Below are 22350 nucleotides of genomic sequence, written 5' to 3'. Positions count from 1 at the left end.
GCTCTATTCCCATATTTATCAAATTTGGTCAGTCAAAAAACAACTTAACTCACCATCCTAAAAAAGCGAAACCACATCTTAACAGCTTTAGTGTACAGATGCTCACAAAAACGCATACTCTACATTCGGCTTTGCAAGTCACAATTTAAAGTCACATTTTACAGCGACTTTATAAAGACTTGTTGCGTCCCTGACCGATCAAAAAAACCTCTTTTGATCGTGCTCGAGAAGCAGCAGGCTTCGCCGTTTTTAACACATCGAAGGTATCAACCATCTGTTTTCGAAACTCATCAAAACCAGTTCCTTGAAAGACTTTGACCACCATCTGTCCTTTTTTTCCAAGCACTTTTTGTGCAAAATCCAAAGCCAACTCACACAAATAAATTTGACGTGGTTGATCGACAGACCTATTACCTGATGTATTGGGTGCCATGTCGGAAATTACAAGGTCTACAGGTCGTCCATTTAAAATATTTAACAATTTTTCAAATACTTCTTCTTCTCGGAAATCACCCTGCAAGAAAGTTACATCAGGCAAAGCATCCATCTCTAAAATATCTGAGGCGATCACAATACCTTTATCACCGACCAGTTTTCCTGCGATTTGCGACCAACTGCCTGGCGCTGCGCCCAAGTCCACCACCGTCATACCAGGTCTGATTAAATTGTATTTTTCTTGAATTTCTAAGAGCTTATATGCTGCTCTGGCACGATAGCCTTCTTTTTGCGCTTTTTTGACAAATGGATCATCCAAATGTTCACGCATCCAAGCACGACTACTTTTAGATAATTTTTGATTGGTGATTTTAGTGGCCATTTGTCATACAAAATATCAGTGAAAACAGCCTGCATTCTACGTGAAAAAAACGTCCGATGCAGTAAAACCGCACAAATCAAGTCGAGAAAGCCCAATCAAATTTTCCATCAAAACCATCGGTCAAGCCAAAACGCATCACAAGCCGCCGTAGAAATAATTCATGAAAGCCCTGCATTTTTTGATGAAAAACGTTTAAAATAGTGCGTTTTCATTATCGGTTCGCATCATGGCAGCTTTAAAAATTCAAGAACGCAAACGTCTACGTCAAATTGGTCACGCACTGCAACCTGTGGTGATGATCGGTAGCCAAGGTTTGACCGACAATGTCGTCGAAGAAACTGAACGTGCGCTCAATGATCATGAATTGATTAAAATCAAAGTCGCTGGCGAAGATCGTGAGGCGCGTGCAGCAGTGATTCAAGCACTGATCGAACGCACAAGTGCAGAAAGCGTACAACAAATCGGTAAAGTGGTTTTGCTCTATAAAAAAGCCGCGCAGCAAAATCAAAAACTCTCCAATATCGTGCGTCATGCGCATTTGATCAAAGACTAATTGCGCTTGCGTAATCCGTATTATGGCAAGTTTTGAACTCAGCGCATTTCAACCCACCCGTGATCTCAGCATCGTGGCGGCGGTTGAATCCCCTGCCAATGGCATTATCCAACTCGGCTTTTGGCTGAATGACCCGATGCAACAGATTATCTGGGGAGATACGGTTGCAGGACATCCACGACGTGATTATTTGTGGGAACAGACCTGCTTTGAGCTGTTTATTGGTATCAAAGACATTGACGACTATATTGAAGTTAATCTTTCCCCTTCGGGTGCTTGGCAAAGTTATCACTTTGAAGAATATCGCTATCCTGAAACGACGCCACCGCCGATCAATTCTAAAATTGAATTGGTCGAACTCAAACGCACAGGTTTTGGACTGACTGCAGCGATCGATATTAATTTGTTTTTGCATCACTACAAGGTTGCCATGAAGGATGTGTTTCTTGGTATTAGTGCGGTGATTCAGACGGCTGCGAAACCACATTATTTCGCCATGCAACACAGTAGCCCAGAAGCGGACTTTCATAATAAGCGAGATTGGTTACATCAGTTTTAACTGTGCTCCACAGTTTTAGTGATCTTTCAATTTTGTTTTCTGCGATGTATTGATTTGCGAAAAAAACGGCGCCGAAGCGCCGTTTTACTTATATCGAATAGTCACATCAAAGCATTACGACTGAGTTGAGTTTTCTTGTTATTGTGGTAGCAAATTCAGTGAAGCATTAAGACGCTTTTGATTTGACTTCGTCAACCTTCTCTTCCACTTTTTCTTTGACTTGTGAAAGATTGATTTTGTTGAATGCTTCAACCGCATGCTCTTTCGAGCGCTTAAAAGTTTCAGTAAGCTGTTCTTTATGCTTTGATGAAATCTCAGTAATGTCTTGTTTGATGTCTTTAGACACTTTGGTTACATCATCGAACAATGCAGAAAACTCAGTTTTCAAAGTTTCTTTCAGCTCAAGCAAATCCGCTTGTGTCACAGGAAATTGAGTTTTCAAAGTTTCGATACGCTTCAACACTTCAGCTTTGATTTCAGTCACTTGTGATTGAACACTTTGTGCAAAATCTTTTTTAGCTTCAGCGGCATCGTTTTTAGCTTGTTCGAGTTTTTGTGACGTATCCGCAGTTGCTTTCTCGACATCGGCTTTAATGTCAGCAACTTTGTGCTCAACGTCCGCTTTTACTTTTGCCGCAGTATGCTCGACTTGGGTTTTCGCTTGATCAAGCTCAGTTTTTGCCTGATCAACCAATTGTTCTGCTTTATCTGTCAATTTGGTCGTTTGTCTAGCCATGAGTGTTTACCTCTAAGTTTGTTATGTTTGGATAACGCCTATTAAATACCCAAATTATTTTTCTTGTGGATTTTTTGTCTAACAATTCTCATTTTTAACAAATGTTCACGCTGTGCTTTTCCATCAATTGGCTGATTTAAGGTTAGACTTTCGCAGAACTTTTGCGTACAATACTTCTTTAAGTTACAAGCGAGCAGACCGAAGCGGAAAGTCGATTATTTTCCAGCTTCTCGATAAGTCTACTCGCTTTTTTACAGCTTAAAATTCAGGAGCTTTGCTTTGAGCATCCCCGCCATTTTAGCCCTCGCTGATGGGACGATTTTCAAAGGTACGTCGATCGGCGCATCTGGTTCTACGACTGGTGAAGTCGTTTTCAATACTGCCATGACTGGCTATCAAGAGATCCTCACCGATCCTAGTTATGCGCAGCAGATGGTCACATTGACCTATCCACACATTGGTAATACTGGCTGTAATGCAGAAGACACCGAGTCTGGACGCATTCACAAAGTCTGGGCGAATGGTTTGATCATTCGTGACTTACCTTTACTTCACAGTAACTTCCGTGCAGAACAATCACTGAGCGACTACCTACAACAACACAATGTCGTGGCGATTGCAGATATTGATACTCGTAAGCTGACCCGTATCTTGCGTGACAAAGGCGCACAAAACGGCTGTATCCTTGCAGGGGAAAATATCACCGAAGCAGAAGCCTTAGAAAAAGCCCGTGCCTTTGGCGGTCTCAATGGTTTAGACCTTGCTAAAGAGTGCTGTGATCCTGAAGGCTTTGAGTGGACAGAAGGTTCTTGGGCATTGGGCGAAGGCTTTGCCAAACCTGAAATGAAATTCCATGTGGTTGCTTATGACTACGGTGTAAAAACCAACATTCTTCGTATGCTTGCCGATCGTGGTTGTAAGCTGACAGTTGTCCCTGCACAGACTCCTGCGGAAAAAGTTTTAGCCTTGAATCCTGATGGCGTGTTCTTATCAAATGGCCCCGGCGATCCAGCAGCGTGTGATTATGCGATTGACGCAGTGAAAACCATTGTTGAATCGACCAATTTACCTGTATTTGGTATTTGCTTGGGTCATCAGATTTTGGCATTGGCTTCTGGTGCGACCACGATGAAAATGAATCATGGTCACCACGGTGCAAACCACCCTGTGCAAAACCTTGAAGATGGTACGGTGATGATCACCTCGCAAAACCATGGTTTTGCTGTTGATGAAAGCACGTTGCCTGCAACGCTCAAAGTGACACATCGTTCATTATTTGATGGTACAAACCAAGGTATTCATCGTACCGATAAGCCTGCGTTTAGCTTCCAAGGTCACCCTGAAGCAAGCCCAGGTCCGCATGACTGTGCGCCATTATTTGATCATTTTATCGAACTCATTGAAGCTGCAAAGCAGTAATTAAGGAATACTTCATATGCCTAAACGTACAGACATAAAAAGCATCTTAATTATTGGTGCAGGTCCTATTGTCATCGGTCAAGCCTGTGAGTTTGACTACTCAGGTGCGCAAGCGTGTAAAGCCCTGCGTGAAGAAGGTTACCGTGTCATCTTGGTCAACTCAAACCCTGCGACCATCATGACAGACCCTTCGATGGCAGATGCAACTTATATTGAGCCAATCACTTGGCAAACCGTTGCGCAAATCATTGAAAAAGAACGTCCAGATGCGGTACTTCCAACGATGGGCGGTCAAACTGCATTGAACTGTGCTCTCGCCCTTGATGAGCACGGTGTACTGGCAAAATATGGCGTGGAGCTGATCGGTGCAAGTAAAGATGCCATCGAGAAAGCCGAAGACCGTAAGCTATTCGACCAAGCGATGCGCAAAATCGGTTTGGAATGTCCAAAAGCTGCCATTGCAGAGAGCATGGACGAGGCACTTGAAATCCAAAACCGTTTTGGCTTCCCTGTAATTATCCGTCCATCATTTACCATGGGTGGTTCAGGCGGCGGCATTGCATATAACAAAGAAGAATTTTTAGAAATCTGTGAACGCGGTTTCGACCTTTCTCCAACCAAACAACTTTTGATTGATGAATCATTGATTGGCTGGAAAGAGTATGAGATGGAAGTGGTTCGTGACAAGAACAACAACTGCATCATCGTCTGCGCCATTGAAAACTTCGACCCGATGGGCGTGCATACTGGCGACTCAATCACCGTTGCCCCTGCACAAACCTTGACCGATAAAGAATATCAATTGATGCGTAATGCCTCAGTTGCGGTACTTCGTGAGATCGGCGTAGAAACTGGTGGTTCAAACGTACAGTTTGGTATTTGCCCGAACACGGGTCGTATGGTCGTGATCGAGATGAATCCACGTGTATCACGTTCATCTGCGCTTGCTTCAAAAGCAACAGGCTTCCCAATTGCCAAAGTCGCTGCCAAACTTGCCGTTGGTTATACCCTCGATGAATTAAAAAATGACATCACTGGTGGCGTGACACCAGCATCGTTTGAGCCATCAATCGACTATGTCGTGACCAAGATTCCTCGTTTTAACTTTGAAAAATTCCCACAAGCTGAGCCAACACTGACTACGCAAATGAAATCCGTTGGTGAAGTGATGGCAATTGGTCGTAACTTCCAAGAATCAATGCAAAAAGCACTTCGTGGCTTGGAAGAAGGCGCATGTGGTTTTGATGAAAAAATCACGGCTGAGACCAGCAACATCAAAGACAAGATTTTGGTTGAGCTGAAAATTCCGAGCCCTGCACGGATTTGGTATATCGCAGATGCATTCCGTCACGGCTTTAGCTTGGATGATGTGTTTGAAGCAACCAAAATTGACCGTTGGTTCTTGATTCAAATCGAAGACATCGTTAAAACCGAAGCGCAAATCAAAGCACTCGGTGTCGGTGATTTAACAGCAGAAAATGTACGCTCGTTCAAACGTAAAGGGTTGTCTGATCTGCGTATCGCTAACTTGATGGGCATTTCGCAAAAACAATTCCGTAAAGAACGTTGGAATTTGGGCGTTTATCCAGTCTACAAACGTGTCGATACTTGTGCAGCTGAGTTTTCATCAAATACAGCCTATATGTATTCGACCTATGACGAAGAATGCGAAGCCAATCCATCGGATAAAGACAAAATCATGGTGATCGGTGGCGGTCCAAACCGTATCGGTCAAGGCATTGAGTTTGATTATTGCTGTGTCCACGCTGCGCTTGCGATGCGTGAAGATGGTTTCGAGACCATCATGGTCAACTGTAACCCTGAAACCGTGTCTACCGACTATGACACCTCAGATCGTTTGTACTTCGAGCCAGTCACTTTAGAAGACGTGTTAGAAATTATTCGCACGGAAAAACCAAAAGGTGTGATCGTTCAATATGGCGGTCAAACCCCATTGAAATTGGCGCGTGCTTTGGAAGAAGCTGGCGCACCAATTATCGGCACATCGCCTGATGCGATCGACCGTGCAGAAGATCGTGAACGCTTCCAACAAATGATTCAAAAATTGAATCTACGCCAACCAAACAACAGCATTGTCAAATCTGCTGAAGAAGGCATCGCCGAAGCTGCTAAAGTTGGCTTCCCATTGGTGGTACGCCCTTCTTATGTCCTTGGTGGCCGTGCGATGGAAATCGTCTATAACGAAGAAGAGCTAAAACGCTACCTCCGTGAAGCGGTTCAAGCATCGAATGAAGCCCCTGTATTGCTTGATCGTTTCTTAGATGATGCGACCGAAGTCGATGTAGACTGCGTATCTGATGGCAAGGAAGTTGTGATCGGCGGCATCATGCAACACATTGAACAAGCAGGTGTTCACTCTGGTGACTCAGCATGTTCAATTCCGCCATATTCATTGTCTAAAGAAATCCAAGACGAAATGCGTCGTCAAACTGTGGCGATGGCAAAAGAGCTTGGCGTGGTTGGCTTAATGAATGTACAGTTTGCGGTCAAAGGTAACGATGTCTACATTCTCGAAGTGAATCCACGTGCATCTCGTACCGTACCATTCGTATCGAAATGTATCGGTGAATCTTTAGCGAAAGTGGCTGCACGTTGTATGGCAGGTCAGTCTTTGGCATCGCAAGGCTTTACTAAGGAAATTATTCCAAAGAGCTTTGCAGTCAAAGAAGCGGTGTTCCCTTTCAACAAATTCCCAGGTGTTGACCCTGTGCTTGGGCCTGAGATGAAGTCTACTGGCGAAGTCATGGGTGTGGGTAAAACCTTTGGTGAAGCCTTCTACAAAGCCGTACTTGGCTCGAATGATCGCCTACCAGGTAAGCCAACTGAAGGTGAAGTGAAACATGCTTTCTTGTCTGTACGTGATTCAGATAAGCCACATGTCGCTCGAGTTGCACAACAACTGATCGGTCATGGCTTCAAACTGGTTGCCACTGGCGGTACATTTGATGTATTAAAAGAGGCTGGTTTAGAATGTGAGCGTGTCAATAAAGTCACCGAAGGTCGTCCACATATCGTGGATCGCTTGAAAAATGGCGAGATACACCTCATTATCAATACTACAGAAGGCAAGCAAGCTCAGCAAGATTCATTCTCGATTCGTCGCTCTGCATTGCAAGGCAAAGTGTATTACACCACCACATTAAACGGTGCAGATGCAGTTTGTCAGGCTTTAGGAATTCAATTGCCAATGGATGTATATCGCTTGCAAGATTTACAAACAGACGCTTAATACACCGACGACACTTCCGCCATCTCTGACGGAGGTGGCGGATTTTTTTTAATTTGAACTGAGCCAATTGAAAGTGAATGATCAGCATATATCACACTTTCATTTATGCTCATAAGCACACGAGGAATTCTCGAAAACCTAGCGAGTAGAGTAAATTTCAAGGCGCACCTCGCACAGCAACCACAATGTACATCACGTACATGAGGATTGCGAGCAAGGCTCAACGCAGAAATTTGCCGACGTAGATGGTTTTTCGAAATTCCGAATAGATAGTGAGGAAAACATGCAACGCTATCCAATGACGCCAGAAGGCAAAGCTGCGCTAGAAACAGAATTACAACATCTCAAATCTGTAGAACGCCCACGTATTACCCAAGCGATCGCAGAAGCACGTGAACACGGTGATCTTAAGGAAAACGCCGAGTATCATGCTGCCCGTGAACAACAAGGCTTCTGTGAAGGTCGTATTCAAGACATCGAAGGCAAACTTGGCGCTGCACAAGTGATTGATGTCAAAGACTTAGAACAAAATGGTCGTGTGGTCTTTGGTGTGACTGTCACCATTGAAAACCTTGATACCGAAGAACAAAAGACTTATAAAATCGTGGGTGATGACGAGGCAGATTTTAAGCAAAATAAAATCTCAGTGAACTCCCCGATTGCGCGTGGTCTACTCAGTAAAAATGAAGGTGACGATGCCAAAATCACTACGCCACAAGGTGAAGTTGAGTACGAAGTGGTTAAGGTTGAATATCTGTAAATTGCTATGCTAAATTAGCTCCCAACTTTGGGAGCTTTTTTTTTGTGTATTTCGCTCTATAACCAATTCGATTGAATAATGAATAAAATGTTGTAGAAAATAATTGTATGGACTTTTAGCATATGAAATTTTTGATTGTCAGCGTTATTACAGGCATAGGTCTAATTATTGTTTATAACTTAATAGAATTGCTATACATCAATAAAACTTATAAAAGTGAAATGCACAACTATGAAAAATATCAGGTAATGGCATGGGAAAAGCATGTCTACCCACCTGAAAAGAAGTTTGAATTTCACTACGTTTATACTTCAGGTACAAGTTCAAAAGGTGGTAAACATGGTTACCATATTACCCTACGTGAACATGGGAATTCCTCTGCGTTAGTTCATAAAGAGTTTTTTCGACCTTTCTATATCGAACCTGAACTCTATAAAGAAAATTATCCTCGGCAAATATTAGTCGACAACGTATCACTCTATTGTACAGAGGATTATAGTAAAGTCATTAAAAGGCATGGCGATTGCCTCTTTGACAAAGCAACGATTTATGATGAAAAGAATACAGCTATCGAGGTTTCAGGGAATAATCCTTTCGATTCTAAAATCAGAAATCAGCGGAAAGACGATTTTTACTTTGCGACGTATTTATGGTCAGGTGGATTAGCTTTTATAGGTTTGATTTTAATTGTAATTTCAGTTTTTTCAGAAAAGGAGGATCTTTGTTTTAGAATAATAAAATGTTTATATGGCATATTGTTTTTATTCTTTTCTTTTAAAGTCATTTATTTATTTTTTTACACAATTTCTCTTTGATGAACCAGTTAAAAAAAACTCTATTCAAGCTTAAATAAGGTTTCACTACAGTTTGCAGTGGAACGAATAGTATAACTTATCAAGATATTTTCACCATTTAACGTCGACGTAATCCTCGCCCGCGCCCTCGTGCCATACCACCACCTAACGCATTGAGCACTGCCAGTTTATTCAGACTGCCTGAAGCATGTGCATGGCAAATCGCCCCTGCTAATGCATCTGCCGCATCAGCTTGGGGTTTCACGGAGAGATTCAGTAATTTCATCACCATCATCTGCACTTGTTCTTTATCTGCCGCACCATAACCCACAACAGACTGTTTTATTTGCCGTGCGGTATATTCTGCTACGCTCAAATCAAGATTGACCAAAGCCGCAATGGCTGCTCCTCGGGCTTGACCAAGTTTTAAGGCAGAATCAGGGTTTTGCGCCATAAACACTTGTTCGACCGCAGCTTCTGTCGGCTGATGAAAACGCACGATGCGATCTACTCCTGCGAAAATCCGTTTCAATCGCTCAGGCATGTCTTGGCTTTCAGTACGAATCGTCCCTGCATCGACAAAGCGCAATTTTGCCCCGTCTTTTTCAATGACGCCATAGCCCGTCAGCCGTGAACCAGGATCGATACCGATGATTATTGTCATTTCGCCCTTTAAATTTTCAAAATCGTCACTATTGTTACATAAATCACTGTAAAAAACCTGTGCGCTAGTGATTGGTACTGCGTGATGGGTTAAATTGAACACATTATTTTTTCGCTTTAAAATTTAAATGAGGTTGCAAAGTACCGAAATGGGTCTGATTTTATTAGTATTGATTGCCATCGTGACTGAGATCGTGACGTGGATTGTGGTCGGCGATCTGGTTGGTAGTGCTTGGTACGTGTTCTTCTGGTTCATTGCCGCTGCAGTGATCGGGATCAGTATGCTCCGCAGTAGCGTTGCCCACATCATGCCACAGATGCAACAAATGCAAATGTCAGGACAAATGGGCAATGACCCCAATGTCGGTAAATATCTCCCTAGAGCGATTGCTGGGCTATTACTTGCGATTCCAGGGCTTTGGTCGGACTTGATTGCAGTGCTGATGCTGATCCCTGCGGTGCAAACGCTATTTAGAAATGCGGCAATGAGTGCCATGCAAAAACGCCAACAAGCGATGATGGAAAAGATGATGGGTGGCATGACAGGTAATGCCAATGATCCAAATAATCCGTTCGCCGATGTAATGCGTCAAATGCAAGAAATGCAACGTCAGCAGATGGGCGGACGTGGTGCGAGTAATGATTCGAGCATTATTGATGGTGAAGCCCGTGAAGTGACGCCAGAAGCAAAACGTATTGAACACAAGGATAATGACTAAAATTACAGCAATTAACGATTGGATTGATATTTTTATAATTAAAATCCTTGACCTAAGCGCAATTAGTTCATAGAATCCTCTGCACATTCTCCCATAGCTCAGTCGGTAGAGCGACGGACTGTTAATCCGCAGGTCCCTGGTTCGAGCCCAGGTGGGAGAGCCAAAATTTAGATACAGCGCTAGTTGTATTGAAAAAAGCCTAGACATTGATCTAGGCTTTTTTATGATTTTCTCTTAAAGAATACTATTTGTTGCTAACTTATACCAATTACACTCAGCGGCTTGATTTGAACCACACTTAATTTTTTTAGCCTTACAAAAAATTGGCTGGTTACTATCACCATTCCAATTTTCTCCACTATATTTACATAAAAAACAATTTCTTATAGAGATTTTCTTACTTGCAGCTAATCTCACTTGAGAAATAAACAAGTCCCCATGAGCATGACCGAAATTGACCGTTGAATTCTCGAAATCGGAATCTATTTCAATTATATTGTTATAGATAATCTTATTTTTAAACCTTAACAGCCTACCCTCAATTTCTGACAAATAAGTTAATTCCAAAAATGCTTTTCCTGATTCCCACACATAAAAAGCGAAAAATTGCTTACGCATACAACGACATTCTGCTTCAGGTACAACCTCCACCCCTTGATAAAAGCCCTTAAAAAGCGCATCGCTTGGACTTAAACAAGACTTATATATTTTCTCAACATCATCCTCAGAGTTGAGTGGTATCTCAATTATTCTTTTACCTGATTTCTTCTTCTTTTCGCTTAAAAAATGTGTAACTGCAATCTCAATATAAATATTATCTTCGGAACTAAATCTTCGAGAGAGTAAGATATCTGGTATAAATTCTTCATTTCGTTTTTCAATCTCGATTTGAGAATAGTACTCCGTCAAATCAAATTTTTTCTTTACAAATCCAAGATTACAATATTTTCGGATTGCTCTTTTATATTTATGGCACTTTTTAGGTATTTCAAATTCTACATAGTAGGGAATATTTTCAGTTAGACATTTTGTATACGTTTCAAAAAAAACTTGTTTACCCAAATAATGTAAATACGTTTCCCCCTGACATTCCTGAATATTTTTATGTGCAAAGTGGGGGGTATATATCTTTCCATTAACTTTTGCGATCAAAAGATTTCCACAACCAAAGCAAAAGAAATTTGTAGATATTTCCTGTCCAACTAAATCTGTTGCTTTTACGATATTTCCCTGATCATCTTTAGCATATTGATATCGTGCCATATTCAATCCAAACCAATTTAATTAAAATTAGGCGGTACTAGTCTGAAAACTAAAAACTTTACTATTTTTCTTTTTATTAATACACATCGGCACGGGTTTTACGCACCAGACTCGGATCTTGTTTTTCCCGTTCTAAGCGTTGTACTGTGGTCATGGCTTGCAATTCGATCTTACCATCTTTAAACAAAATCATCTCACCCGCCTGATAGGCTTGCCATGTTTCGTTGTCAGTCAGTGGCTCGGTGGTAATGACCGCCACTCGATCCGCCGATGTGGTGACTGTACTAAAATCAATGTCAACATCGATGTCAATGAGCTTGGCATATTGAAATGGATATTCACGAATCAGCCAGTGCAGTTTCGTCGTGGCATAACTAAATAGCGCCTGACCATTGGATAAGAAAAAGTTGAATGTACCATGCTCAGCGATTTGTGGTGCGATCACTTGCAATACTGCAAAAATATCTTCAAGGCTTGGATGATCATTGCCGAATTTTAATGCCAATTGATCCAAGACATAACAAAACGCCAGCTCACTATCGGTATCGCCAACAGGTTGAAAGCGCCCTGTGAGCTCAGGATGAAATTGCAGTAAATCGCCATTATGGGCAAAAATCCACTGTCTGCCCCACAGCTCTCGCACGAAAGGATGCGAATTTTCCAGATTAATTTTGCCTTGCGTGGCTTTGCGAATATGTGCAATGACATTACGGGATTTGATCGGATATTCACGTATCAAATCGGCAATGCGAGATTCGATCGCCGAATGATTATCGACAAATAAACGGCAGGCTTTTTCTTCAAAAAATGCAATACCAAATCCATCAGAATGGTCTGAAGTCACCCCCGCACGCTGTGAAAAGCCCCGAAATGAAAAATCAATATCGGTAGGTGTAGCACAATTCATTCCTAACAACTGACACATAATGATTCACTTTATTTGAATATTCATATAATCACATGACAATACTAAGCATTTGTACTAAGCATTTGTCATGCCATAACGCCAATATATGAAATTTCCCAGTGTCTACTCAAGTTATTTTTTTGAATTGCGATACATTTCACAGAAATAAACGGCTCTGCGAGATAGATGATAAAATCAGTTATGTGCGCTGAATCATTTTCTGCATGACAAAGTGCTTTGCCACCTCATTCATTTCCAAATACACAAAATAGTCTAAGCAATTGAAATCTTGATCATAATAGGCTTGTTTCGATAGCTTTGCCTGCATGCTCAAATACACATCGAATAGCTTCGGCATACGCTCTTCATGGGGCAAACTAAAACTCGGCACCTGTGGCGTATAGGCATTGAATGCTTGAATATCAATACTTTGCGTTGGACTAAGTTGTTGTAATAACTGATGGGTGTGATAGGCTCGTGCCAAATTGTCTTGCAAGCGAATGCTGACACAACCAATCAGATATTTTGCTCGCATACTCCACAACACTTTTGGCGCAAGATTCAGCCAAAGCATCGACAAGGCTTTACCCGAACGAAAGCGTGGATGCACGCAGGTTCGTCCAACTTCGACGATATTAGAGCAATGTGCAAGATGTGGGATTACATCAAATTCTTGTGCGCTATAGCTTTGTCCAATTTCATGTCCTTGGAATAGTTTTAAACGAGTATAAGCAACGATCTCACCCGACCATTTTTCACGAAGTAGTGCATGTTCACAGCCAAAATCATAAATATCTTGATCAATCTCTTGCTCAAAAGTAATGCCAAATTGATCAGAAAATTGCATGGCTCGAAACTGTTGTACTTCTCGCAGTTGCTTTAAATCATCGACCCATTCGAAGCGGTATTGTGTCTGTTGATTTTTATTTTTGGCAAGTGGCAGTTTATTTGTTAATGGAAATGCAAGATTTTTTGGCGAAGGAAGCTGTTTGGCGAGTGGAAACGGTTTGGGTAATACAAGCTGTTTTGGACGAAATTGATTGAGTTTATCTAACATCGCGTTCACGCCTTGTTTTCATTGGATTCATTTTTAAAAGCATAAAAATGCACAATGACAAAGCGATGACCAATTGATGAAAAAATCATGAGCATTGTATGACTATGTTAGGATATTGAAACTAGCAAATCTGAACAACAAAAAAGCCGCACTCGGCGACTTTTCATTATATTCCTGACAATTTTCAGTGACTTTAGTGCTTATTTAAGCGATTCGAAATCAGCGTACCCACACCATGATCGGTGAAAATTTCGAGCAAGCTGGCATGTGGCACACGACCATCCACGATATGCGCACTCACCACGCCACCTTTGACCGCATCCAGCGCACAAGTCACTTTTGGAATCATACCGCCGTAGATCACACCCGTCGCAATCAACTCATCGACATCATGGGTATTTAGACCTGTGAGCAACTCTTTGTTGGCGCCTAGCACACCTGTAATGTTAGTCAGCAAAATCAGCTTTTCCGCACTTAAGGCTTCAGCGACTTTACCTGCAACCAGATCGGCGTTGATGTTGTAGGTGTTGCCTGCCTCATCGACACCAAGCGGTGCGATCACAGGAATAAAGTCACTGTGCAAGAACATATCAATCACATCGGTTTTCACGCCTGCGACTTCACCGACCAAGCCCAGATCAATCTGCTCCGTACCCTGTTCGGTGACTTTCTCGATCAACAGTTTTTTGGCACGAAGTAAATTACCATCTTTACCTGTCAGACCAATGGCACGCCCACCGTGTTTGTTGATCAAATTTACGATGGATTTATTGACGCTACCGCCAAGTACCATTTCAACGACTTCCATAGTCGGTGCATCAGTCACACGCATCCCGTCGATACGATCCGATTCACGACCGAGTTGTTTGAGTAGATTGTCCACTTGCGGACCTCCGCCATGCACCACCACAGGATGGATGCCGACGGTTTTTAACAGCACAATATCTCTTGCAAATGAGCTTTCCAGTTCAGGATCAGTCATGGCATTGCCACCATATTTCACCACAACGGTTTTCCCTGAAAAGCGTTGGATATAAGGTAAGGCTTCGATTAAAACTTTCGCTTTATCAATACCCTGCTGACTCGCAGACATGGATAACTCCTAAAACACATATAAAAAAACAGATATTAGCAACAACTGCTAGAAACAAATACACAAAATGACATAAAAGCTAAGCTGCAATCTCTTGCAAAGCTTGGGCAAAATGCGGTGAGATAGTATGCACCATCTCTACAAAAAATGCTTTAATCTTCGCTAAATGCAAGGCATCATCGGCATCAAAACGCACGGTAAAATATTCACCTGTATTGGACGCACGGATAATGCCAAAACCATATGGGAAATCCAATCGAATACCATCAACACAACTTAAAGTCATCGACTCCGCATCGACCCGACTTAAATTATTGTGAATATAATCCTGAATATGCGCAAAAAGTTGCTCACGATCTATACCGTTCGCATCAATATAGATATCAGGACTTGAGGTACGTTCAGGAAATTCTGCTAACAATGTACTTAGACTTTGCTGTGTCGATTCAAGATATTCCAGTAAACGCAGTGCCGCATACAATCCATCATCGTAGCCTAGACCACGACCATCATTAAACACATAATGCCCTGCATACTCACCGCCAAATACCGCAGACTGCGCAGCAATATAATGCCTTAGAAAACTACTGCCTGTACGTAGCATATGACTACGACCATGATAACGAGCCACAGTTTGCGCAATCATCGTCGAACATTTCACATCAAAGACGATCTCAGCAGACGGTTGCACTTTTTGATCCGTTAAACAGATTTTGGCAAAAGCACACATCAACCGATCTGGGCTAATCCATTGACCCAATTCATCAATCACGACGACTCGATCACCATCACCATCTAGGGCAATACCCATCACAGACTTTGAATCAAGCACGGCTTTTTGTAATGTTTCTAAGCGTTTAAAATCGCTTGGGTCAGGTGCACCATCTGGAAAGTTGCCATCTGCATAACAGTTTAAAGCGGTCACTTCACAGCTAAGATTTTCTAAGGCAGTTTGAGCAATTTCACCTGCCGAACCGTGCAAACCATCAACGCAAATACGATGATTGTTTTGTAATTTTATATCTTGCTTTAAATATGAAAAATAGTCGGCTTTTGCATCTATCGTGATGACTTTGCCACAACGATGTAATGTTTGAAAATCTTGTGATTCAATCAAATCAGCAACGTGTTGTATTTGTTCAGCTGTTGGCGGTAAATTTTTACACAACCATTTAAAGCCATTATCTGTTGCAGGATTGTGACTTGCAGTAATCATGACACCATTGCCACCAAAACGCTTTGCGGTGAAATAGAGTAATGGCGAACTGACACAACCGATTTGATACACATCCAGTCCTGACGCAGTCAATTGTTCTGTGATGATTTCTGAAAATTCGTAACTGCTTAATCGTGCATCATAGCCAATAACGACTTGCTGTTGATTGGCACGGATAAACTGTGTGGCGAGTGCTTTGCCAATTTCAGCGACCAATCCATCTGACAGCTGCGCAACTTTTCCCCGAATATCATATGCTCGGAAAATTTGTCGAGGTACAGATTCCACTTTCGTGGATTGTAATTGCTCACTCATCGCTTTGCGTCTAATTTATTCAGAATCAGGATATTTTATTTCGTGCCAGTATGTCCGAAGCCACCTGCGCCACGCTCAGATTGTTCAAACTCTTCAACAATATCAAACTGCACTTGTTGCACAGGGACAACTACATATTGTGCCAAACGCTCGCCTGGTTCAAGTACAAAATCCGCCTGACCACGATTCCACACCGATACCATAAGCTCACCTTGATAGTCTGAATCAATCAGACCAACCAAATTTCCCAAGACAATACCATGCTTATGTCCAAGCCCTGAACGTGGCAAAATCAAGCCTGCAAAATGTGGATCTTCGATATAGATCGACAAACCTGTTTTCACCAAAACCGTCTGACCGACCGCAATGGTAATTGCCTCATCTAAACAGGCACGCAGATCAAGCCCTGCCGAGCCAACGGTTGCATAGTTTGGCATATCCCATTGTGTGCCGAGGCGTTGATCTAATACTTTGACTTGGACTTTCATGCTATTTCCTTTAATTTCTAACTAAAATTTATAAACCATTACGTTTTGATGATAAAAATTATCGCTTCATCAAGGCTTTCAAATTTTCAATCGCACGCCGAGCTTGCTCTTTAGGGTCAACATCCGTCGCACCCGCTGGCTTCTTGCGACCAAGCCATTCAATATCATTCTGTGGTAATTCATCTAAGAAACGGCTTGGCGTCATTTGTTTCATCTGCCCGCCATTTTTGCGTTGCTCAGCCAAGGTCATGGTCAAGCCTTGCTTCGCCCGAGTAATGCCCACATACATCAGACGACGTTCTTCTTCGATGGTTTCGCTAGCGATCGAGTTGCGGTGCGGCAGCAGTTCCTCCTCCAAGCCCATCATATAGACATAAGGAAATTCCAAGCCTTTCGCTGCATGTAAAGTCAGTAAATTGACCTTATCTTGATCTTGCTCTTCTTGCTGTTGTTCGAGCATGTCGATCAACACCAGTTTGCGAATCGCACTTTCGATATTGCGATCATCAACATCTTCGGCTTTATTGATCAGATTTTGGATACTGCTATACAGACTTTCGATATTGTCGAATTTGGACTTTTCTTGCGCAGGTGTGGCGGCACTTTCACGAATATAATCGACATAACCCGCTTCATTGATGAACTGTCGTACCAACGGCACAGGGTCATCATGATCATGCAATTCTTCGGTAAAGCGTTGAATAAATTCGGCAAACTCATGCAACTGGCTCATGGCTTTTTTCGGCAAGACCATGGTCAGGCGTTGATCAGCAGATGCACCAAGCAATGATAAATGATTTTCCTGCGCAAATAGACCGAGCTTCTCTAAGGTCACAGGACCAATGGCACGTTTTGGTGTGTTGATGATGCGTAGAAATGCACTGTCATCTTCAGGATTAATGATCAGGCGCAGATAGCTCATGATGTCTTTGATCTCTGCCCGAGCAAAGAACGACTGACCGCCTGAGAGTTTATAGGGAATCTGCATCTGACGGAGCTGTGTTTCGATCACTCGTGATTGGAAATTACCACGGTACAGCACCGCATAATCTTTCCAGTTTTTACCATTCATCAGCTTGTGTGTAATCAAATCTTTGACCACACGTTCCGCTTCATCATCATCATTGCGGCAGGTAATCACTCGAATCGCTTCGCCACGTCCTTTATCACTCCACAAGGCTTTTTCAAAAATATGCGGATTGTTGCCGATCACCGCATTGGCCGCATTCAAAATGACATTGGTCGAACGATAATTCTGCTCCAATTTCACCACTTTTAAGCGTGGAAAATCATCTTTGAGCAGTGCCATATTTTCAGGTTTTGCACCACGCCATGCGTAGATCGACTGATCATCATCACCCACAGCGGTGAATTGCCCCATCACGCCGACCAGTAATTTCACCATCATATATTGTGCGGTATTGGTGTCTTGATACTCATCGACGAGTAGATAACGCACCCGATTTTGCCATTTATCACGCACTTCGGCATTGTCTTGTAACAGTCGTGTCGGAAGTACGATCAAATCATCAAAATCCACCGCATTATAAGCACGTAGATTGCGCTCATAGAGTTGGTAAAGATGTGCAAGATGAACGTCTTCTTCGGTTTCACAGGTAACATGCGCCTGCTCAGGCAAAATCAGATCATTTTTCCAATCCGAGATTTTCTTCATGGCTTTGGCGATTAGCTCTTTGCTGTCGGCATTTGCCAGATTGTCCCGATGCATCAAATCCATCAGAATCCGTTTGCAATCGTCTGCATCTAGAATAGAAAAATTATTTTTCAGTGGCGTGTGTTTCAGCTCGATCCGCAGTAGATTGAGTCCAAAAGTATGAAAAGTCGATACGCTCAAACCTTTAGATTGCTCTTTGGATAGATGTCGAGTGACACGCTCTTTCATCTCACGAGCGGCTTTATTGGTAAAGGTCACTGCGGTAATGCGATGCGCAGGGATGCGACATTCTTGCACCAAATAGGCAATCTTCTGCGTAATCACCGAGGTTTTACCCGAACCTGCACCTGCCAATACCAATAGCGGACCTTGCGTATAGCGCATGGCTTCTTGTTGTTTGTCGTTGAGATTCGCACCCACACTCATTGAACTATCCAGAAATTTTGCACGACAACATCATGGCATTCTGATCATCAAGAATGAAAAATGTATCGTGTGATTTTTAAAAAGCAAATTATAGAGCCTTGCGTTTTAGTTGCAATGACTAATCGGAAAATGCCAAACACATGGCGTCAAATTGTGCCGTGCTCAGCGTATCATTTTCACCTGTTCATGTTGTTAACATTTCAAAATATCAGTGCTGACAGATTTGTAAATCATCATGCTCAGCTTGTAATTGATACGTTTTGGCAGACAAAACTTTTTGCAATTGATCGATTTGGTTTTGTGCAGCGACTTCGCCAGCCTGTATGGTTTGCATACGTGAGCCGACCGAGAATACATGGGCTTTTTCACGAATGTCAGGACGAATCACGATGTCCGCTTGCTTGACTTCATAGTCGGCGAGACGATTTTGCATGATGTTAATATTTTGGTTAAACAAGCCCCAGACATTGGAGGTTTCGGTATATTCTGGACGTGCCAAAATATCTACAGCGATAATCAAATCCGCACCAAGCTGTTTAGCGATTGTCACAGGCACAGGATGCACCAACCCACCATCGACATATTGCTGTTCACCGATTTTGGTCGGCACAAACATACTTGGAATACTGGTCGACGCCATCACCGCCTTGCCTGTATCACCTTGTCGAAAAATCACATCTTGTCCAGATTTTAACTCGGTTGCCACCACATAAAATGGGATTTTCATATTTTCTAGCAAAGTGTTATCGACTTGTGCATTGACATAATCAGCGATTTTTTTCCCATCAAAAAAGCCTTGCTTACTCAAAGTAAAATCTCGTACATCATCACTTTTCAGATCCATGGCAATGTTTTTCATCTGTTCAGGCGTTTTACCACTGGCGTAGATTGCACCAACGATACTGCCCGCACTGGTGCCAACGATCATGTCGGGACGAATGCCATTTTGCTCAAGCACATCAATCACGCCAATATGCGCATAGCCACGTGCCCCGCCACTACCAAGGACTAATGCGATTTTGGGTTTTGCTTGCACTACTGTCGCATCCGCTTGCCATTTGCACGTGCTTGGCTGTGCAAGTGTCGTCGTTGCATGCACTTGGGTCAATGCGACACTTGCCAATCCTGTCAGCAATATCGATCGAATGTATTGGATAGATTTACTCCGCTGCTGCGCAAAACGTGGCGCAAAATTAAGCCTCAAAAGAAACCCTCATTTTATTTTACTGGGTGAAGTTGCATAGCGCATGCTAAAGGAACTCATGCGCAGACTCTAGGCAAATTTTGCAGAAAAATGTTAATTTGCGCACCCTATATCGATCGGTTCTTGACCAATTTCAAACAGATGCGCTTCATCTAACTCTTTAAGAAAGTCGATGACGAAACAGCCATGCTGCTAATGGCAAGGTAATAATGGCGAGTACCAGCATCGGTACGAAGTCCCATTTCACCTGCGCAAAGCCAGCGTCTTCCAAATACACCCGTTGTACCAAATCAATGCCGAAACGCAGTGGATTGGCATAGGTCAGCCAGTTCAATACTTCAGGCATATTCTGCACAGGGGTTAATAATCCTGACAATAAAGTCAGTGGCATGATCAAGAAAAAAGTATACAGCATGGCTTGTTGCATATTCAGTGCAATTGCCGAAATCGACAAGCCCACACCGACCACCGCAATATTAAAGGCGAATAAACCAAAATACAGCAATGCCAGCGAACCATTCATTGGAATCTGAAACCAAAATAGAATAATCATCAAAATCAACGTCGACTGAATCACCCCAATCAAAATCGGTGGAATCGCTTTACCGATCATAATCTGCGTCGGCGTGTATGGCGTCACCAACAGTTGATCAAAGGTGCCCTGCTCACGCTCTCGTGCCACCGACATCGCCGCCAGCATCAAGGTTTGCATCATACTCAGTGTGGCGATCAATGAGGGCATCATGCCCCAGCGTGACTCTTGGTTGGGGTTATACCATGTACGAGTTTGCACGCTAATCGCCGAGGTCGTGCCAAGTCGCTCTTGATTGACCTGACTGACCACACTGCTGATATAAGAACCTGCCATGCTTGCCGTCGACGAATTACGCCCATCCACGATCACTTGGAGCGCAGACGATTCATTATTGTTGAGCTTATCTTCAAAGTCCGCTGGAATGGTAATCACCGCCAGCGCCTCTCGATCATTGATGACCTGCTGGATTTGCTGATTATTTTGCAAATCCGCAGTTCGCCGAAATATCCCCGAACCATCCATGTGCGACAATATTTGCTGTGATGCCTGACTATGACTTTGATCTAACACGGCATAATCAACATGATTGACATCGTAGCTGGCAGCATAACCAAACAACACTGCCTGAATAAATACAGGGGCAATCAACGTCACCCGATTGGCAGGATCGACTAAAATCGCCAAAAACTCTTTTCGAGTCAGCACCCAAAGATAACGAAACCAGTGCGTGATCGCCGTGATAAAGTGATTCATGGTCATGTTACCTCAAGCGTTTTCTGAGCGATCGTGCCGTGACGATGGTCAGGAGCACAATATAAATCAACAAAATGCCACATTGCTTTAACCACAATGACCAATCATCTCCACCAAGCAACAAGGTTTTAATCAAAGTCATATAATGCGTTGCAGGCAAGACATTACTCACCACTTGCACCACGATGGGCAGGTTGCGAATATCAAATACAAATCCAGACAACATCATCGCAGGCATAAAACTGGCAAGTAGCGCCATTTGACTAGCTTGAAACTGACTTTGTGACAAACCCGAAATCATCAAGCCCATCAGCAATGACACCATCAAATACAAAAAAGAAGCCCCCATCACCGAAATCAGCGAGGCACGAATGGGCACTTCAAACAGCCAGTTGGCAGCAACCAAACAGATGACTGTATCAATCAAGCCGATCACGATATAAGGCGCCAGCTTGGACAGCACAATTTCTACTGGGCGAATCGGCGTAACATACAGTGCTTCTAAAGTGCCTCGTTCTCGCTCCCGTGCAATCAGCAAGCCTGTTAAAAATGCACCGACCAAAGTCAAAATCAATACAATCAGACCCGGCACCAAAAACCATGTACTATTGCCCGATTCGTTAAACCACATGCGCTGACTGACCGTTATTACACCCGCAGATGATCCAGAGTTAGCACGGTCGGCTTGAATCGTGGTGGTGGTATTTAAAGCACTGGAAATATAGCCGTGCAAAGCAGACGCAATGCTGGTGGAGCGCCCATTGGTAATCACCTGTACATTGGCGTCACCATTGGCATATTGTTCAGCAAAATCACTGGGAATATTGAGAATGGCATCAATATCGGCATCACGCATCGCTGCTTCTGCCTGATGAAAGCTGGGATAATGACTGACGCTGATATATTTCGAGCCATTTAAACCACTAATCACCTGCGCACTTTGTGGTGTCGGGTTTTGCTCCACCACACCGACTCGACCATTGCTCAAGTCAAACGACAAACCATAACCAAACAGTAAAATCAAAATAATCGGCAAAATAAAACCAATCGCCATGCTACTTTTGTCACGGATCAATTGCTTGGTTTCTTTGCGGGTCAGCGCAAATAAACGTGTCCAAAATGCAGAGAAATTATTCATAACATGTACC

20 protein-coding genes and 1 tRNA gene are annotated in these 22350 nt (G+C 42.9%); 8 read left to right on the top strand and 13 right to left on the bottom strand.

What is annotated here, in order from left to right; translation table 11 throughout:
- Positions 1–169: 169 nt before the first annotated feature.
- The gene (gene rlmE / locus BLQ60_RS07100; protein WP_092618055.1) at positions 170–817 is read right to left on the bottom strand and encodes a 23S rRNA (uridine(2552)-2'-O)-methyltransferase RlmE; all 648 of its coding nucleotides are present in this window, start codon (positions 815–817) and stop codon (positions 170–172) included.
- 226 nt (positions 818–1043) lie between these two features.
- Here rlmE and yhbY point away from each other — a divergent pair, with 226 nt between their 5' ends.
- Entirely contained in the window at positions 1044–1370 is a 327-nt protein-coding gene (yhbY, locus tag BLQ60_RS07095) for a ribosome assembly RNA-binding protein YhbY (protein WP_092618053.1), read from the top strand.
- A 22-nt stretch (positions 1371–1392) separates the two neighbouring features.
- A complete protein-coding gene (locus tag BLQ60_RS07090; protein ID WP_092618051.1) occupies positions 1393–1929 on the top strand; it encodes a DOMON-like domain-containing protein in 537 nt (178 codons plus the stop codon).
- Between the two features lie 166 nt (positions 1930–2095).
- Here the strand turns inward: BLQ60_RS07090 and BLQ60_RS07085 are convergent, their stop codons facing one another.
- Positions 2096–2665, bottom strand: a complete 570-nt coding sequence (locus BLQ60_RS07085; RefSeq protein ID WP_092618049.1) for a hypothetical protein — start codon at positions 2663–2665, stop codon at positions 2096–2098.
- A gap of 279 nt (positions 2666–2944) precedes the next feature.
- Between BLQ60_RS07085 and carA the strand changes: the two genes are divergently transcribed.
- The 4 genes from carA (at position 2945) to BLQ60_RS07065 (ending at position 8909) form a co-directional block, all read left to right on the top strand.
- A complete protein-coding gene (gene carA, locus BLQ60_RS07080; RefSeq protein WP_092618046.1) occupies positions 2945–4084 on the top strand; it encodes a glutamine-hydrolyzing carbamoyl-phosphate synthase small subunit in 1140 nt (379 codons plus the stop codon).
- A 16-nt stretch (positions 4085–4100) separates the two neighbouring features.
- Positions 4101–7334: a carbamoyl-phosphate synthase large subunit gene (gene carB, locus BLQ60_RS07075; protein WP_092618042.1), complete on the top strand. Its 3234-nt coding sequence runs from the start codon at positions 4101–4103 to the stop codon at positions 7332–7334.
- A gap of 283 nt (positions 7335–7617) precedes the next feature.
- A complete protein-coding gene (gene greA / locus BLQ60_RS07070) occupies positions 7618–8094 on the top strand; it encodes a transcription elongation factor GreA (protein ID WP_092618039.1) in 477 nt (158 codons plus the stop codon).
- A 122-nt stretch (positions 8095–8216) separates the two neighbouring features.
- Positions 8217–8909, top strand: a complete 693-nt coding sequence (locus BLQ60_RS07065; RefSeq protein ID WP_092618036.1) for a hypothetical protein — start codon at positions 8217–8219, stop codon at positions 8907–8909.
- Positions 8910–9006: 97 nt separating this feature from the next.
- Here BLQ60_RS07065 and ruvC read toward each other — a convergent pair whose 3' ends face one another.
- Entirely contained in the window at positions 9007–9552 is a 546-nt protein-coding gene (gene ruvC, locus BLQ60_RS07060) for a crossover junction endodeoxyribonuclease RuvC (protein ID WP_092618034.1), read from the bottom strand.
- Positions 9553–9700: 148 nt separating this feature from the next.
- Between ruvC and BLQ60_RS07055 the strand changes: the two genes are divergently transcribed.
- The gene (locus BLQ60_RS07055) at positions 9701–10270 is read left to right on the top strand and encodes an FxsA family protein (protein WP_092618031.1); all 570 of its coding nucleotides are present in this window, start codon (positions 9701–9703) and stop codon (positions 10268–10270) included.
- Positions 10271–10357: 87 nt separating this feature from the next.
- Positions 10358–10433, top strand: a tRNA-Asn gene (locus BLQ60_RS07050).
- Between the two features lie 71 nt (positions 10434–10504).
- Here BLQ60_RS07050 and BLQ60_RS07045 read toward each other — a convergent pair.
- From BLQ60_RS07045 to BLQ60_RS07000, 10 genes are all read right to left on the bottom strand, one after another.
- A complete protein-coding gene (locus BLQ60_RS07045) occupies positions 10505–11533 on the bottom strand; it encodes a competence protein CoiA family protein (protein WP_092618030.1) in 1029 nt (342 codons plus the stop codon).
- Between the two features lie 76 nt (positions 11534–11609).
- Positions 11610–12458, bottom strand: a complete 849-nt coding sequence (locus BLQ60_RS07040) for a class II glutamine amidotransferase (protein ID WP_092618029.1) — start codon at positions 12456–12458, stop codon at positions 11610–11612.
- A gap of 181 nt (positions 12459–12639) precedes the next feature.
- On the bottom strand, positions 12640–13497 hold the full coding sequence (locus BLQ60_RS07035) for a GNAT family N-acetyltransferase (protein WP_092618028.1): 858 nt from the start codon (positions 13495–13497) through the stop codon (positions 12640–12642).
- 193 nt (positions 13498–13690) lie between these two features.
- Positions 13691–14590 carry an acetylglutamate kinase gene (gene argB / locus BLQ60_RS07030; RefSeq protein ID WP_092618027.1) on the bottom strand — a complete coding sequence of 300 codons (900 nt, stop codon included), beginning with the start codon at positions 14588–14590 and terminating at the stop codon, positions 13691–13693.
- A gap of 79 nt (positions 14591–14669) precedes the next feature.
- Complete coding sequence (locus BLQ60_RS07025; RefSeq protein WP_092618025.1) at positions 14670–16121, bottom strand: phosphomannomutase/phosphoglucomutase; 1452 nt, start codon at positions 16119–16121, stop codon at positions 14670–14672.
- 35 nt (positions 16122–16156) lie between these two features.
- On the bottom strand, positions 16157–16609 hold the full coding sequence (gene dut / locus BLQ60_RS07020; RefSeq protein WP_092618023.1) for a dUTP diphosphatase: 453 nt from the start codon (positions 16607–16609) through the stop codon (positions 16157–16159).
- 58 nt (positions 16610–16667) lie between these two features.
- Complete coding sequence (locus BLQ60_RS07015) at positions 16668–18710, bottom strand: UvrD-helicase domain-containing protein (protein ID WP_092618021.1); 2043 nt, start codon at positions 18708–18710, stop codon at positions 16668–16670.
- 208 nt (positions 18711–18918) lie between these two features.
- Positions 18919–19809 carry a patatin-like phospholipase family protein gene (locus BLQ60_RS07010; RefSeq protein WP_378235211.1) on the bottom strand — a complete coding sequence of 297 codons (891 nt, stop codon included), beginning with the start codon at positions 19807–19809 and terminating at the stop codon, positions 18919–18921.
- 265 nt (positions 19810–20074) lie between these two features.
- Complete coding sequence (locus tag BLQ60_RS07005; RefSeq protein WP_092618711.1) at positions 20075–21202, bottom strand: ABC transporter permease; 1128 nt, start codon at positions 21200–21202, stop codon at positions 20075–20077.
- A gap of 7 nt (positions 21203–21209) precedes the next feature.
- Positions 21210–22340: an ABC transporter permease gene (locus BLQ60_RS07000; RefSeq protein ID WP_092618019.1), complete on the bottom strand. Its 1131-nt coding sequence runs from the start codon at positions 22338–22340 to the stop codon at positions 21210–21212.
- Between the last annotated feature and the right edge of the window lie 10 nt (positions 22341–22350).

This window comes from Acinetobacter marinus (assembly GCF_900096915.1).
Classification (GTDB): Bacteria; Pseudomonadota; Gammaproteobacteria; order Pseudomonadales; family Moraxellaceae; genus Acinetobacter; species Acinetobacter marinus.
This window is presented reverse-complemented; position numbering and strand designations above follow the sequence as displayed.

Bases quoted from the DNA above. Each gene is read 5' to 3' on its own strand.
- BLQ60_RS07015 (WP_092618021.1), bottom strand. From the start codon at position 18,710: ATGAGTGTGGGTGCGAATCTCAACGACAAACAACAAGAAGCCATGCGC.
- ruvC (WP_092618034.1), bottom strand. From the start codon at position 9,552: ATGACAATAATCATCGGTATCGATCCTGGTTCACGGCTGACGGGCTAT.
- BLQ60_RS07005 (WP_092618711.1), bottom strand. From the start codon at position 21,202: ATGAATCACTTTATCACGGCGATCACGCACTGGTTTCGTTATCTTTGG.
- BLQ60_RS07035 (WP_092618028.1), bottom strand. From the start codon at position 13,497: ATGTTAGATAAACTCAATCAATTTCGTCCAAAACAGCTTGTATTACCC.
- BLQ60_RS07065 (WP_092618036.1), top strand. From the start codon at position 8,217: ATGAAATTTTTGATTGTCAGCGTTATTACAGGCATAGGTCTAATTATT.
- argB (WP_092618027.1), bottom strand. From the start codon at position 14,590: ATGTCTGCGAGTCAGCAGGGTATTGATAAAGCGAAAGTTTTAATCGAA.
- carB (WP_092618042.1), top strand. From the start codon at position 4,101: ATGCCTAAACGTACAGACATAAAAAGCATCTTAATTATTGGTGCAGGT.
- BLQ60_RS07090 (WP_092618051.1), top strand. From the start codon at position 1,393: ATGGCAAGTTTTGAACTCAGCGCATTTCAACCCACCCGTGATCTCAGC.
- BLQ60_RS07085 (WP_092618049.1), bottom strand. From the start codon at position 2,665: ATGGCTAGACAAACGACCAAATTGACAGATAAAGCAGAACAATTGGTT.
- greA (WP_092618039.1), top strand. From the start codon at position 7,618: ATGCAACGCTATCCAATGACGCCAGAAGGCAAAGCTGCGCTAGAAACA.
- dut (WP_092618023.1), bottom strand. From the start codon at position 16,609: ATGAAAGTCCAAGTCAAAGTATTAGATCAACGCCTCGGCACACAATGG.
- BLQ60_RS07045 (WP_092618030.1), bottom strand. From the start codon at position 11,533: ATGGCACGATATCAATATGCTAAAGATGATCAGGGAAATATCGTAAAA.
- yhbY (WP_092618053.1), top strand. From the start codon at position 1,044: ATGGCAGCTTTAAAAATTCAAGAACGCAAACGTCTACGTCAAATTGGT.
- BLQ60_RS07000 (WP_092618019.1), bottom strand. From the start codon at position 22,340: ATGAATAATTTCTCTGCATTTTGGACACGTTTATTTGCGCTGACCCGC.
- rlmE (WP_092618055.1), bottom strand. From the start codon at position 817: ATGGCCACTAAAATCACCAATCAAAAATTATCTAAAAGTAGTCGTGCT.
- BLQ60_RS07055 (WP_092618031.1), top strand. From the start codon at position 9,701: ATGGGTCTGATTTTATTAGTATTGATTGCCATCGTGACTGAGATCGTG.
- BLQ60_RS07040 (WP_092618029.1), bottom strand. From the start codon at position 12,458: ATGTGTCAGTTGTTAGGAATGAATTGTGCTACACCTACCGATATTGAT.
- BLQ60_RS07025 (WP_092618025.1), bottom strand. From the start codon at position 16,121: ATGAGTGAGCAATTACAATCCACGAAAGTGGAATCTGTACCTCGACAA.